The 15,958-nt window shown below is 64.6% G+C and carries 11 protein-coding genes; 4 read left to right on the top strand and 7 right to left on the bottom strand.

All coding sequences use genetic code 11. The features are described 5' to 3' along the window. Positions 1-9: 9 nt before the first annotated feature. The 5 genes from ACJ512_RS06875 to ACJ512_RS06855 all read right to left on the bottom strand — a co-directional run bounded on the left by ACJ512_RS06875 (position 10) and on the right by ACJ512_RS06855 (position 9,065). The gene (locus ACJ512_RS06875; protein ID WP_407688277.1) at positions 10-3,408 is read right to left on the bottom strand and encodes an ATP-binding protein; all 3,399 of its coding nucleotides are present in this window, start codon (positions 3,406-3,408) and stop codon (positions 10-12) included. Next, positions 3,401-3,979, bottom strand: coding sequence for a DUF4194 domain-containing protein (locus ACJ512_RS06870; protein WP_407688278.1), 579 nt, complete (start codon positions 3,977-3,979; stop codon positions 3,401-3,403). Before ACJ512_RS06870 ends, ACJ512_RS06875 begins: the two co-directional genes overlap by 8 nt. 13 nt (positions 3,980-3,992) lie before the next feature. Beyond that, positions 3,993-5,435 (bottom strand): DUF3375 domain-containing protein, encoded by a 1,443-nt coding sequence (locus ACJ512_RS06865; RefSeq protein WP_407688279.1) that lies wholly within the window; start codon positions 5,433-5,435, stop codon positions 3,993-3,995. A 253-nt stretch (positions 5,436-5,688) separates the two neighbouring features. Then, the gene (locus ACJ512_RS06860; RefSeq protein ID WP_407688280.1) at positions 5,689-8,607 is read right to left on the bottom strand and encodes an MMPL/RND family transporter; all 2,919 of its coding nucleotides are present in this window, start codon (positions 8,605-8,607) and stop codon (positions 5,689-5,691) included. After that, positions 8,604-9,065, bottom strand: a complete 462-nt coding sequence (locus ACJ512_RS06855) for an MmpS family transport accessory protein (RefSeq protein ID WP_407688281.1) — start codon at positions 9,063-9,065, stop codon at positions 8,604-8,606. Before ACJ512_RS06855 ends, ACJ512_RS06860 begins: the two co-directional genes overlap by 4 nt. Before the next feature lie 281 nt (positions 9,066-9,346). Here ACJ512_RS06855 and ACJ512_RS06850 point away from each other — a divergent pair, with 281 nt between their 5' ends. From ACJ512_RS06850 to ACJ512_RS06840, 3 genes are all read left to right on the top strand, one after another. Beyond that, entirely contained in the window at positions 9,347-9,916 is a 570-nt protein-coding gene (locus ACJ512_RS06850) for a TetR/AcrR family transcriptional regulator (RefSeq protein WP_407688286.1), read from the top strand. 549 nt (positions 9,917-10,465) lie between these two features. Further along, entirely contained in the window at positions 10,466-10,699 is a 234-nt protein-coding gene (locus ACJ512_RS06845; RefSeq protein ID WP_407688282.1) for a type II toxin-antitoxin system HicA family toxin, read from the top strand. Continuing rightward, entirely contained in the window at positions 10,696-12,246 is a 1,551-nt protein-coding gene (locus ACJ512_RS06840) for a hypothetical protein (protein ID WP_407688283.1), read from the top strand. The genes ACJ512_RS06845 and ACJ512_RS06840 overlap by 4 nt, the downstream gene beginning before the upstream one ends. 87 nt (positions 12,247-12,333) lie before the next feature. On the opposite strand, the gene ACJ512_RS06835 is transcribed toward ACJ512_RS06840, so the two are convergent. Further along, on the bottom strand, positions 12,334-13,257 hold the full coding sequence (locus ACJ512_RS06835) for an HsdM family class I SAM-dependent methyltransferase (protein WP_461480012.1): 924 nt from the start codon (positions 13,255-13,257) through the stop codon (positions 12,334-12,336). A gap of 134 nt (positions 13,258-13,391) precedes the next feature. Between ACJ512_RS06835 and ACJ512_RS06830 the strand changes: the two genes are divergently transcribed. Next, the gene (locus tag ACJ512_RS06830; protein WP_461480011.1) at positions 13,392-14,333 is read left to right on the top strand and encodes a tyrosine-type recombinase/integrase; all 942 of its coding nucleotides are present in this window, start codon (positions 13,392-13,394) and stop codon (positions 14,331-14,333) included. A gap of 215 nt (positions 14,334-14,548) precedes the next feature. On the opposite strand, the gene ACJ512_RS06825 is transcribed toward ACJ512_RS06830, so the two are convergent. Next, positions 14,549-15,943, bottom strand: coding sequence for an IS1380 family transposase (locus ACJ512_RS06825; protein WP_461479798.1), 1,395 nt, complete (start codon positions 15,941-15,943; stop codon positions 14,549-14,551). Positions 15,944-15,958: the final 15 nt, after the last annotated feature.

Genomic DNA, 15,958 nt, shown 5'->3' with positions numbered 1-15,958 from the left:
GCGCGGCAGTCACGACCGCCGTCCGTCGCGCCGCGTCCGGTATTCCTCGATGGTCATCGTCTGAAGTCGGGAGAACGTTCCGTTCGGGTTGTCGACGAAGCCGATCGCCTTCACGTAGGGCTCGATGACGTGCACCTTCTGCAGGGGTGTGACGATGAGAAGTTGCAGCCCCAGCGTCGCGAAAAGGTCCAGCGCGTAACGCGTCGAGACGTCCGAGCCGCGCCCAAATGCTTCGTCGATGACCGCGAACCGGAAGTCCCGGGATCGCTCGGCGCCCCACTCCAGCCCGAACTGGTAAGCCAGGGAGGCCGCCAGGATCGTGTAGGCGAGCTTCTCCTTCTGGCCGCCGGACTTGCCGTCGGAATCGCTGTAATGCTCCCATTCGGCGCCGGTTTCGGCATCGCGCTCCGATGCGGAGAAGACGAACCAGTTGCGCACGTCGGTGACGCGGCGCGTCCAGTTCTTGTCGGATTCGGCGTAGCCGTCGCGGCCGCGGAAGCGCTCGATGATGCGCTTGACATCGAGGAAGCGTTGTTCGGAGTACTGGTCGCCGTCGACCGCGAGGCTGTCGTTGGTCAGGTCGCGCAGGTCCGAACGGAACTGGGCGACATCTTGATTCGTGGTGGGTTCCTTCTCCAGCCGGATGTAGCGGCCCGGGTTGTAGGGCACCGCGCCCAGCGCCTCATTGATCCGATCCACCCGCTCGTCGATGGCCGACGCCTGTCGATTGAGCCAGTTGTTGAACCCCGCCAGCTCCTGGATGGCGTTCTTGTTGAGCTGCTCTTTGAACTCGGCCTCGAAACGCGGGAGGTCGTCGGTCGCGACACGATCGCGAAACGCCAGAAAGTCTTGGCGAGCATCGACGTTGGCGTCCATGTCCGCGCGAAGCTCGGGCCACCGACGCAAGACCTCGCTCATGTACTGGCCCAGGTTCAGCGCATAGCCGTTGAGTTGGCCGGTGAGGCGCTCGATGCGCCGATGGAGATCGGCCGACAGCGCCACCTCCGCCTCGGCGCAGTCCGCCGCCCGCCCGGGGCGGCTCTTTCCGATGCGTTCGTCGAGGGCGGCGTACGACGCGCGAGCGACCGCCAGCTCGTGCTCTGGGTGCGCCGCGACAAACGCGTCATCGCGTTGCTTTCCCTGCTCGGCTTGCCTTTGTGCCACGGCCGTGGTCGCGATCCTGCCGGTGAGCCTGTCGATGGATTCCCCCACGACTTTGGCGTGCTCGTCGTTGTCGGCGAGCGCCCGCGTGATCTCCTCCAGCCGCGAAGAGCCCGACAGCAGCCGGACGCGTTCGGCGTCGTGGTGGTCTGCGCGCGCCTGGGCCTCATCGACGTCGAGGTCGTTCCAGGAGTGGTAGCCCTCGAGACGTGCGAGGGCGTGCAGCTTTGCCTGCACCGCATCCCGCTGCGCATCGAGCCTCGCCAGCTCGGCGGCCGCCGTCGCGAGCTTGTCCTGTAGCCCGGCCAGCTCCTCGCGGAGCGCGGCGATCTTGCGTTCGTTGGCCCAGCCGAGGACCCAGCGGCGGGGATCGTCGACGCGGTGCCGGTCATCCTTCTCGTGGCGCTCGCCGGACCGCACCTGGCCCTCGCGGGTCACGGCGCGCCGCTGGCCGCGGAACTCCTCGAGGCTCGGCGCGCATCGGTAGTCGGCACGCTTCGTGAGCTCGTCGGTGAGGTACTGGTGGAACGGCCCGTCCTTGACCTCGATGCAGTCGGCGAGCCAAAGCCCCTCGTGCCCCGGCGTTTGCAACCGAACCCGTTGTCTGGCAACCCTTTCGTAGACAAGCTTGGCCCCGATCGGCTTGCCCCCGCGCGCCTGGAACGTGAGCCTTCGCCCGTTCACCCATCCGGCGACAGCGTCGTAGTGTTGTTGCGGCACCAGCAGCGAGAGGGCGAACCCGCGCAGCACCCGCTCCGCAGCGCCGCGCCACTGGGCGTGCTCGTCGGTCACGTCGAGCAGTTCGCCCGCATACGGCAGGTCGTCGGGCGTCAGCCCGAGGGCCGCACACAGTTCCGCGCGCACCTCGACCTGCTCGACGGGCAGGTTGCTGGTGCGCTGCTCCAAGCTCGCGAGCTCCTCGGAGATCAGGCCACACTGGCGTTGGAACTCCCTCTCCCGCCCGATCGCGTCGACGGTGTCAGCATCGAGTGCTCCCTTCTGAGCGGTGAGCCGCGACCGCTCCGCGGAGGCCACAGCGGTCAGGACCGTGAAGTCCTCGCCGCAGGCGACCGGAGCCAACCCGGCTTCGGCGATCGCGACGTCGAACCGGGTCCGGGCATGACGACGGCTCTGGGCCTGCGCACGGGCCTCCTCGGCGAGTCGTTCCAACTCGCCGATGCGGTCCCCGCCGGCTTTGGCGCGCTCCTCGATGAGAGCGTCGTGTTCGTGTTTGAGCTTCTGCTGGTGCGCTTTGGCGGCGTCCTGCTCTTTCAGCAGGCCCAAGCCCTCGGATTCCAGCGCGGCGATCTCGTCGCCGAACAGACCCGAGCGAAGCTCGGCGATGAACAGCCGGACGGCGGATCGCTCGTGCTCCAACGACTCACGCCCCGCGAGTGCGGCGTCGTACTTCGCCGCGGTCACCACGACGGGGTCGAGCACCTCCAGTTGCTCCCGCGCGCGCTTGACGGCGTCGTGTGCCTTGGTCAGGTCTTCGAAATGGGCGATGATGTCTCGCACCCGCTCGGTCGAGTCGCTGGGTTCGAGCATGTGGTCGCGCACGAAGTCGTTGAGGTTGCCGACCGACTTCATCGACACGGTCTGGTGGAACAGCTCGAGCGCCTGCTCGGATCGGATTCCGAGCAGGCGGCGCATCGAGGTTGCGTATTTGGGGAATTCGTCGAAGACCTCCGCCCCGGTCGCGCGCAGCCTCTTGCGAAGATCGCGTAGGTCGGTGCCGAAGTCGGCGAAATCCGTTGCGATCGAGAGCGCTTTGGTCGCGGTGACGAAGAAGCGGTAGGGCTGCCCGGTGCTTTCGCGCTGTTGGAAGACCTGGGCGAGGGTGATCGTCTCGTCGTAGCCGTGGTTGGTGAACACCCCGAGGACGACGGAGTAGGTCCGCTTGTTCTCGCGCAGGCCCTTGGCCCGCGACCGTCCGGTGGCCTCGTTGCGCTCGGACTTGTAGTGGCCCTCGACGTAGGACCGCAGGGTGCGTTCCTTGGCCTCAGCACCCGCGGCTTTGTTGTAGGCGGCCTTGTGGGACGGCATCAGCAAGGTTGTGAGCGCGTCGACGATCGTCGATTTGCCCGACCCGATATCCCCGGTGAGCAGCGCCGTCTCGGTGTCGGGAGTGAACCGCCACACCTGGGAGTCGAAGGTGCCCCAGTTGAATACTTCCGCGCACTGGAGCCGGTAGCCGGCCCTTCGGGTGTCACCGAGCCCGACCATCGAGAACAATCCGTCACTCATCGGCGGCCACCGTTCCGGCATACTCCCGCAGCTTCGCCGCGAAGTCCGACAACGTCTGGGCGTCGACGTAGGCCTTGAGGATGCGCCGCACCTCCCAATGGTCGTGCTGACCGCGAAGCTGCCGCAAGAACCCGAGTTCGCGCGCCTTGTTGATCGTGGCCTCGGCCTGGTCGACGATGCGCGCGTCGTTGCTGGACTCGGCCTGGAAAAGCCTCAGCATCTCCACGATCTGCTCGGTGGACAGGACCAGCCGGCCGTCGCCACCGGCCGTTTCGAACTCGACGAGCCGCTTGCGCAGCAACACCAGCAGCAGGCTGACGTTGTAGGTCAGTGCGCGCCGGCGGACCAGGCGCGGCAGCGCCTCATCGCCGTCTTCCTCGGGCCGGGACCGAAGGTAGGCATAGCCCTCGGCGTCGTCGACGACCACCTCGACGCCGATGGTGGCGAAATGGTCTCGGACACCGGCGCCCAGCCGTTCCAGCGTCAGCCAGGTGTCCTCGTCGGATTCGCGGTAAACGACACCGCCCATCAGCCGGATGATCGCGCGGGCGACCGCGTGGTCGCTACTCATCGCCGCCTCACTCTCACCTCCGCTTCACCGTCACTGTGGGCAGCCGCGCCCGCTTGGTGATATCCGGGTCGGCGGGGTCGGAGTACTCCAGCAACGTCTCAGCGGTGTCGTCCATGTCGACCGTCACGTCTTCGTCATCGAGGGCGAGGTAACCGACGATCTCCGCCGCGCCCTGCTCGATGGGGTGCGCGGCGATGATGTCCGACAACAGCGCCACCGAGCCCTCGGGCAGGACGCTGCGGACGATTTCGACCAGGCGCGCCTGGTCGACGAAGGTCTGACTGAACAGCAGGTCGGCGTCGACCTCTTCGGTGGCCGCCGCAATGTGGCTCTCGACCGCTACCGGCGCAGGCGTCTGGTAGAGCGGGCGCTCGAACGGCAGCGCCGTGTCGATGCCCGGCTGATCGACTTCCAGCCCGAAGGCCGGCGGGTTGTCCCGGAGCTCCAGGGCGACGCCCTCCACCGCGCGAACCAGGTCGAGAACGCGCCGGTTCTCCAGCCAGACCTGGTCGTCGAGGAAGCGGCGCAGTTGTTCGGATATCTGGCGGACTGTGCGCTGCGCGCGATCGGCCGCCTCGGACCAGTCGTGGTGGATGCCGCGAATGCGGTGATCGGTCTCGATCGTGTCGAGGGCCGAGACCTTGGCGAGCAACTCCGCGAGTTCGGTTTGGCGGGTCTCGGAGAGTAGGTAGTCGTAGAAGGCTCCGAAGCTGCGCCCCTGGTCCGAGCCGGTGATCTCGGAGCGGCTTCCGACCAGCTCGGCGAGCAGTTCGCCTTTGGAGCCATCCCATGCCGCGATCTTTTCTCGCGCGGCACGGTCGAGATGCCGAAAATTCTCTTCCACCTCGCGGAAGTCGGCGAGCAGTTCCCGCGCGGTCGCCGACAGCTGCTGGTAGCGGTCGCGGACCCCGGTCGCGTCCAGCAGGGTGACGACGCCGGCTTCGACGGCCGCGATCTCGGCGTCGAGCTCGTCACGGCGGCGACGCAGTTCGGCCAACCGGACCTGGGGTTCGACTTCGGTGCCGTGCACGATCTGTCGCAGTAGCTCGACGACGGTGTGCAGCCTGGACTCGGTCCCCACGAACGACCTGCCCTGCAGACTCGTCACCCACGCGTAGGCCTTCTCGAACGCCGGGGTGACCTCGTAGTGCACTTCGTCGTCGCCGGGCGGATAAAAACGCCGCAGATACGCGGTGTCGGTGGCCGCCCAGTCCTCCAAATAGGACCGCGCGTCCTTAGGAAAGCGTTCGGAGCCGTCCTCGCTGGACACTTCGGCGTTCAGCGCATGGAGGTGGTCGTCCAGCTGCGCCGCGACCACGCTTGCCGGGCACGCACCGCGGTTGCCCTCGACGAAAAACTCCCCGAGGAAGGCCAGGATCAACGTGGAGTTGCCGGCGCGCAGCAGCCGCCACGCGGGGTGCCGTTCCCGCAGCGCATCGATCGCCGGATAGTCCATCTCCGAAAGCGTAGAGAATCCCTCCGACAGATTCGGGGCGCGCTCGCCGGAAGTAGGCCACCTCTTCCGGTATTGCGGGAACTGGACTGGGCTTGATCACGGCGGGACTGGACGCGACGTGCGATCGCACGACGACACGATGTGGGAAAAAATTGAACTCAGTCGGTACGACGGTCTGCGCTTTATCAGGCTGAGTGCGCTCGGCGCTCCACCGCTGAAGGCTCAAATTTCGCAATGCCCTGATCAAACTCGGCTACGTGGTGCCACGACCATCCGTGACTCCACCCCGAGCGTGCCGGGGTGTGGGTAGTCTTTGGGGCCACCAGAACCAGGGGCCGAGCGTGCGGGCCAGCGGCATCACCAGGAGCAGTCGCACGATCACCATGTCGAAGATCAGTCCGATGCAGATGGTGGAGCCGGCTTGGCCGATGTTGACCACTTCGCTGGACAGCATCGCCAGCATGGTTCCTGCCAGCACGAGTGCGGCGGTGACCGCCACGTTGCCCGACCCGGCGATGGTGCGGATCAGCCCGGTCCGGATGCCCGCGGGGAGTTCTTCCCGGTATCGCGAGAGCAACAACAGGTTGTAGTCGCACCCGACGCCGACCAGCACGATGAACGCGATCGGCATTGTCAGCCAATGCAATTGGACGCCGAGCAAGGTCTCCCAGATGAAGGTGGCCAAACCCAGGGAGCCCAGGAAGGAAAGCACCACGGTGATGAGCACGATCACCGAACCTGCCAAGGTTCGGGAAATCGCCATCACGATCAGGAACACCAGTCCGAAGGTCGCGAGCATCATCGTCAGAATGTCGTTGGCGGAAAGAGCCTGTACGTCTCGGTAGTTCGAGGAGGCACCGGCCGTCAGCAGGCGGACCCCCGACAGCGAGGTGCCCTTGACGGCCTCGTGTGCGGCCGATTCGGCGCGCTGGACCTGGTCGATGCCTTGCGGGCTCATGGCCTCGCCCTCGTGGTAGATCAGGATCCGGGCGCCTTTGCCGTCGGAGGTCATCATGAACTTGAGGCCGACCCGAAAATCGTGAGTTGTGAACGCATCCGGTGGCATGAAGAAGAAGTCGTCGTTCTTGGCGTTGTCGAATGCGGTAGCCATGTCGACCATCGGGCCGACCATCGGCTCCAGCTGGGAAACTGCGGCGTGCAGCAGGCTTTGCGTCGTCAGCGTCAGTTGCTGCATGACGGCCATGTTCTTCACCGTCGCGTTGAGTTGCGCAATCATCTGTCCGGTGGCGGCGTCAACCGTGCCCAAGCCGTCGACCAGGGGGCCGAGTTGGGAGGTCGCTTCGTCGATGTTGTCGATCGACTCATTGAGCGAGCGCAGCGCCCAGCATGCTGGAATGTCGAAGCAGTGCGGCTCCCAATACAGATAGCTGCGTACCGGCCGGATGAAGTCATCGAACGTGGCCAGATTGTCGCGGGTCTTCTCCATCGCGGTTTTCAGACCGCGGGACGCCTCCAACGACATGTGCGTGCCCGCGGAGAGCTGGCCGGTGATCTCGGCCATCTTCCTGGTGGAGGCCATCACGTCACCCATCCGGGCGGCCATGGTGTCGACGTCTTTGACCCGGTCTTTGAGGAATCCGAGATTCTGGCCGATCTTGGTGCCCATGGAGCCCATCGCATAGGGCAGCGAGGCGTGTTCCAGCGGTCGGCCGTTGGGGCGGGTGATGCTTTGCACCATCGAGATGCCCGGTGTGCGAACGATGTTCTTGGCGATGCGGTCAAGACTGATCATGTCGGTGGTGTTGCGCATGTCGTGATCGGCCTTGACGTAGAGCGTGTCGATGGAAAGCTGGCTGGGCTGGAAATGCCGGTCGGCGGCGGCGTAGCCGCGGGAAGATTCGACACTTGCCGGTGCGTAATCCCGGTCGTTGTAGCTCACCGTGTAGGTGGCCAGGTTGGCGATGCACAGCGGGATCACCAGGGCGGCCACCGCGAGCATCGCACCGGGCCATTTGGCGATGACGGTCCCGAATTTGCGCCACAGCGGGCTGGTCCTGGCCGGTTCGGACAGCCAGGGGAGCTTGCTGCCCAAAGTCAGCAGCGCCGGGCCCAGGGTGAGCGCCGCGAAGACGGCGATCACCATCGCAACGAAACACGGTGGGCCCAAGGTGCGGAAGTAGTCGAGCGTGGTCAAACTCAAACACAGACACGCACCTGAGATGGCGATGCCGGATCCCAAGACGACGTGGGCCACGCTGTGTACCGAGGTGTAGTAGGCGGTTTCAGGGTCCTGCCCGGCGCGTCGGGCTTCCTGGAAACGGCCCAGATAAAAGATCCCGTAGTCGGTGGCGACACCGAGCACCAGGGACACGGCCATGTTCATGGCGAACGAGGAGATCCCGATGAGGTGATTTTCGACCAGGAGCGAGTCGACGCCACGCGCCGTCGCCAGCGTGATCAACACACCGAACAACGGGATGATCGCCCTGGTGAACGACCGGTAGGCGACGAGCAGCATGACGGTGATGACGACGATCGTCACGACGGTGAGCTTGACCATGCTCTCGTCGGCCGCGTTGAGGGTGTCCGAAGCCAGGGGCGCCGGCCCGCTGACGTATACCGTGAGGCCCTCGGGTTTGTCTTTGTCGAGTTTTTCCACGATGTCGCGGATGGCCTTGATCGACCTGTTCGCGTCAGCATCGCCCAAGTCCCCGACGGGTCGCACGGTCAGTGTTGCGGCCTGCGCGTCGGCGCTCTGCTGGCCCGACCGGGTCACCGGATCGCCCCATAGGTCCATCAAGGACTGCACGTGCTCGCTGTCGCCGCGCAGACGACGAACCAGCTCGTCGTAGTACCGGTGGTCCTGCTCGCCGAGCTTGCGACCCTGGGTTTCCAGGACCACCACGGCCATGCTCGTGTAGTCGGACTCCGCGAAATCGTGTCCCTGGGTGATCGCGGCCGCCGCGGACGGTGCATCGCGCGGGATCATCGCCTTGGCGTTGGCCGCGGTCGTTTTCTCCAAGGGGGGCACGAAAATGTTCAGTGCCGCCCCGGCGACCACCCAGAAGATCACCACCGGGATCGCCAGAACCCGCAGCAGCCGCGCGGGTGTCCGACGATTCTTTGACCCGTGCTTCCCCGCGGGTTGCGCCGGCACCGGAGCGGTGTGCTGCTCGCTCGGCGGCAGTGGCGGGAGCTGGACCGCAGTCATGCTGCCGTCACCGTGCATGCCACCGCCGCACCCGGATGGGTGACGACCTGCTCGTCGCGAACCTGGCCGTCGACCCGGATGCGGCATCCCAACGAGTCGCCGTCGACCTGCGCCACCAGGCTCAGCGACGCCGCCGACGACATCGTGGCCTCGGACACCGACCACGGCAAAGACGTCAGGTCGACCTCGATCGGTTGGCTGTTGAGGTCGGCGTAGGACACTTTCCCGTCAGCTCCGAGCTCGCCGAAAACCTCGTAGGTGACCCGCTTGGGGTTGGTCTGAACGACCGTGGCGGGGATCGCCCGTTTTTGCGGCGGATGACTGATCGCGTGCGAGTTCTCCCGGATCCGAATCACCCCGAAACCCACCATCACGATGACGACCAGCGCGACCGCAGGCATCCACGCGCCGGCGAAGATGCGCCCGGCCCGGCCCCGGGATCGTTCGTGCCGGTTCATATCCGAGACCGAATCTCGACGACGGACGACTCAACGACCAGCGGGCCCAACCTTTCATCGGCCGCCAGCTGGACGAGCCCCATGCGCACGCTGGCTCGGCTGCTCATCACGAACTCCTCCGAAACTCGACTCCGAAACTCGACGCAATACCTTTGTTACTCGCAGTAACATACCAGGTTGTTACCAACAGTAACAACAGCTGGTTAGGCTGTTGCTCCATGGAGGCGAACTCGACGCTGGGCTCGAGGCCACGTCAACCCTGGGTACTGCGCCACACCGACCTGTTGGACACCGCCGAACGGTTGTTCTTCGAGCGTGGGTTCGCCGCGGTGTCGCTCGGCGACATCGCGCAGGCCGCAGGGGTGACCAAGCCCATTGCCTACCGCCACTTCACAACCAAAGAGGGCGCATACCTGGCCTGCGCCCGACGGGCGCAGGCCGACTTCGTGCAGGCCCTGAAACTGCGGGTGGACCCCTCGCTGGCCGTGCGCGAGCAATTCGCGGCCGCAGCCGACCTCTTCTTCGGGCTTCTGGAAACCCACCCGGAGCGCTGGGAGCTCATTTACGGCAGCGCCGCCGTGCTGCCCGCCCAGTCGCGCGAAGAACTCGCCGCCCTGCGGTCGGACAACATCGAAACCACCTACGCGCTGATCACCAAGGATCAGCGCGGCATACCCACGCTGTTCGCCGAAGGGCTCGCACACGCAATGTCCGGGGCAGCTGAACGCCTCGGACACTGGTGGCGGACGCGACCCGACCTAGGCCGCGCGCACATGATCGACATCTACGTCGAAATCTTCTACGCCGCGGTGGCCCGCTACATCGATCCTCCATCGACCGACACGAAATGACGTGCGTCGTGCTCACGGCGGTGCCTCAGTTTTCCACGCGCTCGAACCCTGGCCGGCCTGGCCGGCCGTGAGCCGCGGTGGCCTCGAGGCTGTAAATCTGCAGGCCCCTACTCGCACTTCGTCTGCAGAATTACAGGCTCGCCGGGACGGGAGCGCACGCAGCCCCGCGGGCCGGACCTGTCCCCGCTCAACTCGCTACCGAGCCCGATGTTCCCAAAAGTGTCCCAACGGGCATGAAAATGGCTCCCGGAGAAGTCTCCGGGAGCCATTTCACCTGGTAGCGGGGACAGGATTCGAACCTGCGACCTCTGGGTTATGAGCTACGGGCCAGGGGTTCTCGGGCGTCCGGCTGGTCTCATTTGTGCAGGTCAGCGTAGGCCGGGCGTCCGGGTGGTTGCGCCGTGTTGGGCTGATTTGAGGTGGTTTCGCAGAGTTTTGTTCCCAAATTTGTTCCCAACCTCATCGTCCACCAACCACCTGCAGTACGACTGGGGCCACTTTCGTCTAGCTGGCTTTACTAGAATTTGTCTAGCCAGTTAGACTATCGTGGTGGTCAAAGAGGAACCAACCAGAACGGTCACCAAGCGGCTCCGGAAAGCGGGGTTCAGCCCGACCGACGCGGCTGGCAGCCACACCAAATGGATTCACCAGCTGGGGCCCTCGGTTTCGATCCCGGACGGGCACCGCACGATATCGCCGGGCGTTGTCCGCCAAGTCAACAACGCGATCGCAGAGGCCGAACGACTGGCCAAAGAAGGGAACGAGGCGGAAGAGGGGAAATGAAGCGCGAATACAAGATTGAGATCGAACGCGACGGCCGCTGGTGGATGGTTCATGTTCCCGAGCTGGATGGCTTAACCCAGGCACGACGCCTATCCGAAGCCGAATTGATGGGCCGTGAGTGGATCGCGGTAACCACCGGAACACCTTTGGACGACGTCTCCGTGCACATCACCAGCATCAACGTGCCTGGATTGGGCAACGTTCAAGAAGCTGCACTGGACCTCATCGATATGCGCGAGCGCGCCGCTAGCGCAACCAGAAAGGCCCAGGATCTAACCGAAGCATTGGTGAACGAGCTTGTCAACGCAGGGATTCCTGTGCGTGACGCCGGCGAACTGCTCGATGTCTCACCACAGAGAATCAGCCAACTATCCGACAGGGTAGCGCCAGCCACCGCGAGGCTGAATTTGTTCGATAATTCGGCCCGGTTTGACGACAGACCAGGGCGCCATCTTGAGTCGTCATTTGCCTTCCTGGACCGTCGCGCTGGCGCATTCTGGGATCGGGTACGAGATCACCTTGAGCTCTGCTACGCAGCTTTTCCTGAGGAGCACAAGGCAGGCTTGGTCAGCCGCCTGAGGAAGGACGACGAGAGGCAACACCTTCCCGCATGGTGGGAGCTGTACGTATTCACTCTCTTCGACCGCCTCGGATACAACATTGAGGTTCACCCAGGACTGCCCGGCAGTAACAACAAACCGGATTTCCTTGTCACCAAAGGTTCGTCAAGCATGTACGTCGAAGCGGCGGTGGTGTTCAACGGCGACCTCGACCCGGATGCCTGGAACTGGGTATGTGACTGCGTTAACGACGCCAAGAACCCCGACTTCATGGTCGACCTCGAGATACCTACGCAAGGCAAGCAGCGCCCCCCGGCGCGGAACATCATCGCTCCACTCGAGAAGTGGCTCGCAAGCCTAGATGCTGACCGCGTCATAGCTGAACAAGCCGCAGGGCACCCATTGCCCCATACTCAACTAGCTGCCGGTGACTGGGTCCTCGACTACACCGCCGTGCCCGTGCGACCTGACCGCCGCGGCACTCCTCGACGATTGATCGCGATTTATCCAACAAAACCAGCTCAATTCAGCAAGGACGTTGAGCAACTACAGAAGACGCTGAACAAGAAGGGCGGCAAATACAACACACCCGATAAGCCGCTCTTCGTTGCGCTCACAACCTGGAACGTCCTTGATGAATACGAGTTGAGGGAGGCGCTTTTCGGGTCAATAAAGCTCGCGGCGCCTCGGGATCGCCTAGACGCGCCTCACTTCATTCACACACCCGACGGATATTGGCGTTCCGGGGCAGATCCTCGCGGGAGCCGGATATCGGCTGTACTGTTCGGCGACGCAATGCGGGCATGGTTGGTGGCATCCAAACTGCCCGAACTATGGATCAACCCATGGGCAGTTAACCCTATGCCTTCGTTGCCGCCTTTCGCCACAGTAGCGGTCGGCGACGACGGCAAGCTGGCTCGCACTGATGCGTCCGCGACAGCCGCCAGTCTATTTGGCTTGCAGCCGAACTGGCCTAACTCTGATTGATCCGAGCGCTCCTCGCCCCACCGAAGGAACTGGCCGAAGTCGGCATTGTGCTACCTGACGGCCGGAGCAGCAGTGACCCGGGGCGGCTCAGGTTGGGCCTGCGTCTCCGTTCGCCGCGGCTTCGAGGGTTGCTGCGACCGCCTCGAACTCCGAGAGTGCAGCGGTGAGATCTTCGACGATCTCTCTGGCGATGACCTCGGGCGCTGGGAGGTGATCGGCGTCGTCGAGCGACTCATCACGCAGCCAGGTGATGTCGAGGTTGACCTTGTCGCGCGCAATGAGTTCCTCGTAGGTGAACGATTTCCATCTCTCCGACTCGACACGTTCGTCGCGAGGCTTTCCGCTGAGAAACAAGTCGACGAAATCGTCGAGGTGGTGGCGGCGCAACGGGTTCTGCTTGAGAGTGAAGTGCTGATTGGTGCGCAGGTCGTAGACCCAGAGCTTCGTAGTCCACGGCTGCTCGGATGCCGGCTTCTTGTCGAAAAAGAGCACGTTGGCCTTTACACCTTGAGCGTAGAAAATGCCGGTGGGCAAGCGAAGGATCGTATGTAGGTCGAAGTCGGCCAACAGCTTTCGTCGCAACTTCTCGCCAGCACCGCCCTCGAAAAGGACGTTATCTGGAAGGACGACGGCGGCGCGGCCGTTGATGTCGAGAATGGTCATGATGTGCTGCAGGAAATTGAGCTGCTTGTTGCTGGTCGTGACGACGAAGTCCTGCCGTTCGATCTCGATGTCCTCGCGAACCTCCCGACCGTCGGCGCCGACGGTCGTCAACGACGACTTGCGGCCGAACGGCGGGTTGGTCAGCACCACCGACCAGCGTCGGCCCGGGTCAGAGATGAGTGCGTCGCGAACCTCGATCAGTGAGTCGCCGTCGGCGGTTCCGATGCCGTGGAGCAGCAGGTTCATCGCAGCCAGTCGCGCTGTTCCGTCGACGAGTTCGTATCCGGTGACGAAATCATCGCGCAGGTGTTTGCGCTTCGTCGGGGTGAGGTTCTCGGCCCCTTGCACGGCGTGTTCATGGGCGACGAGGAGGAAGCCACCAGTACCACAGGCCGTTATGCGCTCTCTCTGGGCGTGTCTCACGCACCAAGGTGTCCCCGGCGAATACGGTGGGCCAGATTGGTCAGCGGGGAGGCAACAAGTTGCAGCTGTACTTCGCGGATTGGACCGCCGTTGAGCAAAGCGACTATCAGATCGATGTTGACCCGGCCGACCGGCGGCTAGCCAGCGGCACTCCCGTGCTCGTCGACGACGCGATGCGGCCGATGGAACCGTGGTGCACGTTCCTGCGGCTCTATTGCCAGAATCTTCGGAAGAACTCCGTTCTCGCGTACGCCCGGGACGCGTTGGAGTTCGGACAGTTCGTGGAATCGAGAGGCGTTGGAGTGCTTGATGTCTGCGAGAGTGATCTCGTCGCCTTCCGCAAACACCGTCTCGGTGAGGGCGTGTCGGCGAGATCCTGGTCGAGGCACCTTGTGGTCGTTCGAGCCTTGTTCACCTACCTGTACGAGACTGGACAGCGCGACAGCCTGCCGTGGATTCAGGTCGGGAGTAGGTCGGTCGTCACTCCCAGGACACCGCGCACGGAGATGGACGTTCGAGCACTGTCGCATGCGCAATGGCTTGCGCTGCGCAACATTGGTTTTGGCGGAGAGCTGCCTTCGGGAGAGCTAGACCGCTCCTATCGTGGTCAATCGACCGTCCGGAACGTGTGCGCGGTCGACCTTGCCATAACCACCGGGATGCGCCTCACCGAGTGGTCGACGCTGCTGGACGCTGAGATCCCGTCTTCGGATGGCGGCGCCTCGGTTGTGCTGGAGGCGTGTGCGAAGAACGCGCGTCGCCGGCGGGTGTATATCCCGTCCTCGACCGTGAAGACCGTTGAACTTTACCGCAGCACAGAACGTAAGGCCCTTGTCCGCAAGGCCCAGAACGCTCTGCGGCGGAAGCTGCCGACGCTGGCGGTAGCCACCAACATCGACCTGGGCGCGGGACAGCTCACATACCGTCACCAAGGGCTCGAGAAGCGCGAGGAGTTCGCTGCGATCCCTCCCGACGTGCGCCGTCTCCTGGTCAGACCCTGATTTTTCAGCCGGCTTGTGATGATCTTGTTTTCGGTGATCGGGTCGGTGACGGCTGCGCTGTTGGGACGCGCTGACGGGGTTGGAAGCTGTTGGGCGATGGCGTAACTGGGTGCGCACACGGCTGCGGCGGCGGGGTAACCGGTTTCGGGCGTGGCCGATCGCGGTGTGAGGTTCGGGATGTGTTGCGAGGGTGTGCTTTTAGGTGCGGGTGGCGGTCAACCGAAGGCTGGTAGTGCCCGGATGCGGTGCAGCGCCGCGATGAACGCCTGCAGGTGCGGGTAGGCGGCGCCGAAGCGCAGATGCAGGCGCCGGCCGTGGCGCACCAGCCGGGCGGCGACGTTGAAAAACGCCAGGCGTAGTCGTTTGCCGCGCGCTCGACGTACCGTGCGGGGTAGCGCCAGGGTGCGCAACCACAGCGCGATGTTGTGGGCGAGCGCGGCAGCGTGCCAGTACAGCCAGTTACCGAAGAACGATTGCACCGGGGCGTGGATCATCCCGAAGTCGTTCTTGAGCGCCCGGATGGTGTCCTCGGGGATACCACCGCGCAGCCGGTGATGCGCCTCGACCTCGGCTGCGCTGAGCCGCTCGGCAGAAACGTTGGTGATGATCGCGTGCAACCGCCAGCCATCCAGGTCATCGAAGGCCAACTGGTCACCGCACCCTTTGGGTTGACGGCGCACGATCAACCGCACGCTGCGCCCGAGCAACGTAGTGGTGGTCTGGGCGATCTGGCTGCCTTTGTCGGTCTCATGCCCCAACGCCGCAACCCATGCCGTGCCCGGATCGGTTGCCAGGGCGTGAATTACGGCCGCGACCGGCTTGTACTGTTTGACCGTGACCGAGTAGTCCGCGTCGTGGCGTTCGGCCGCCTCGATCACCTGCTGCTGATAGCCCGCCGAGTCGACCCGCAGCCACAACCGGTACTTACCGCGGCAACCGGCCGGGATCGCACTGACACACTCATCGATGAAGCTACCCATCGCCCGACCGTCGTTGGCCGCCCCGCCCCGGGCCCGCAGTGCGAGCACATCCCCGGTCTCCCCGCACACCCCCACCAGCGGGGACAGGGCGGTTTGTCCGGTACGCGAAAACGCGCTGCCTTCTTTGCCCGGCCCGTAGGTGGCCACCCGGGTGGCGTCGGGGTCGATGGTGAGCCGATCGCCCTCAGGGGCGGCGCCGGCCGCCCAGGCTCGACGCAGCATCACCCGGTTGACCGCGGCGGCCTTGACCACCCGACCCAAATCCGCACCCGCCAAAAACCGCCACAACGTAGGTACCGACGGCAACGCGTTGGTCCCGCGCAGCACCGTGGTTGCCGGGTCGGCCAGTAACGCCCGATCACTCAAGAAGTCCCCACCGGCCAGCAGTGTCTCGGTCAGCGCCCGGTAGCACTGCCCACCGGTGTAGCCACCCGGCCCGATCGGGCGCAGCCCACGCCGATCGGCCTCGGCGACCACGTTGAGCCGGTCCAGCAGCGGACCCCATAACGCGACCCCCGCCACCGGCGTCAGATCGTCCTCCGACGCGGCAACCACCGGGTGCGGCACGGCGCGCTGCGGACTCGCCAGCACCACATCATCGACATCGAACAACAAACCGGTAGCATTCACCTCGCGGGTGCCCTT

The sequence above is a fragment of the Mycobacterium cajalii genome, assembly GCF_045809005.2.
Classification (GTDB): domain Bacteria; phylum Actinomycetota; class Actinomycetes; order Mycobacteriales; family Mycobacteriaceae; genus Mycobacterium.
The sequence above is the reverse complement of the archived record's forward strand: the minus strand, read 5'-3'. Positions and strand labels throughout refer to the sequence as shown.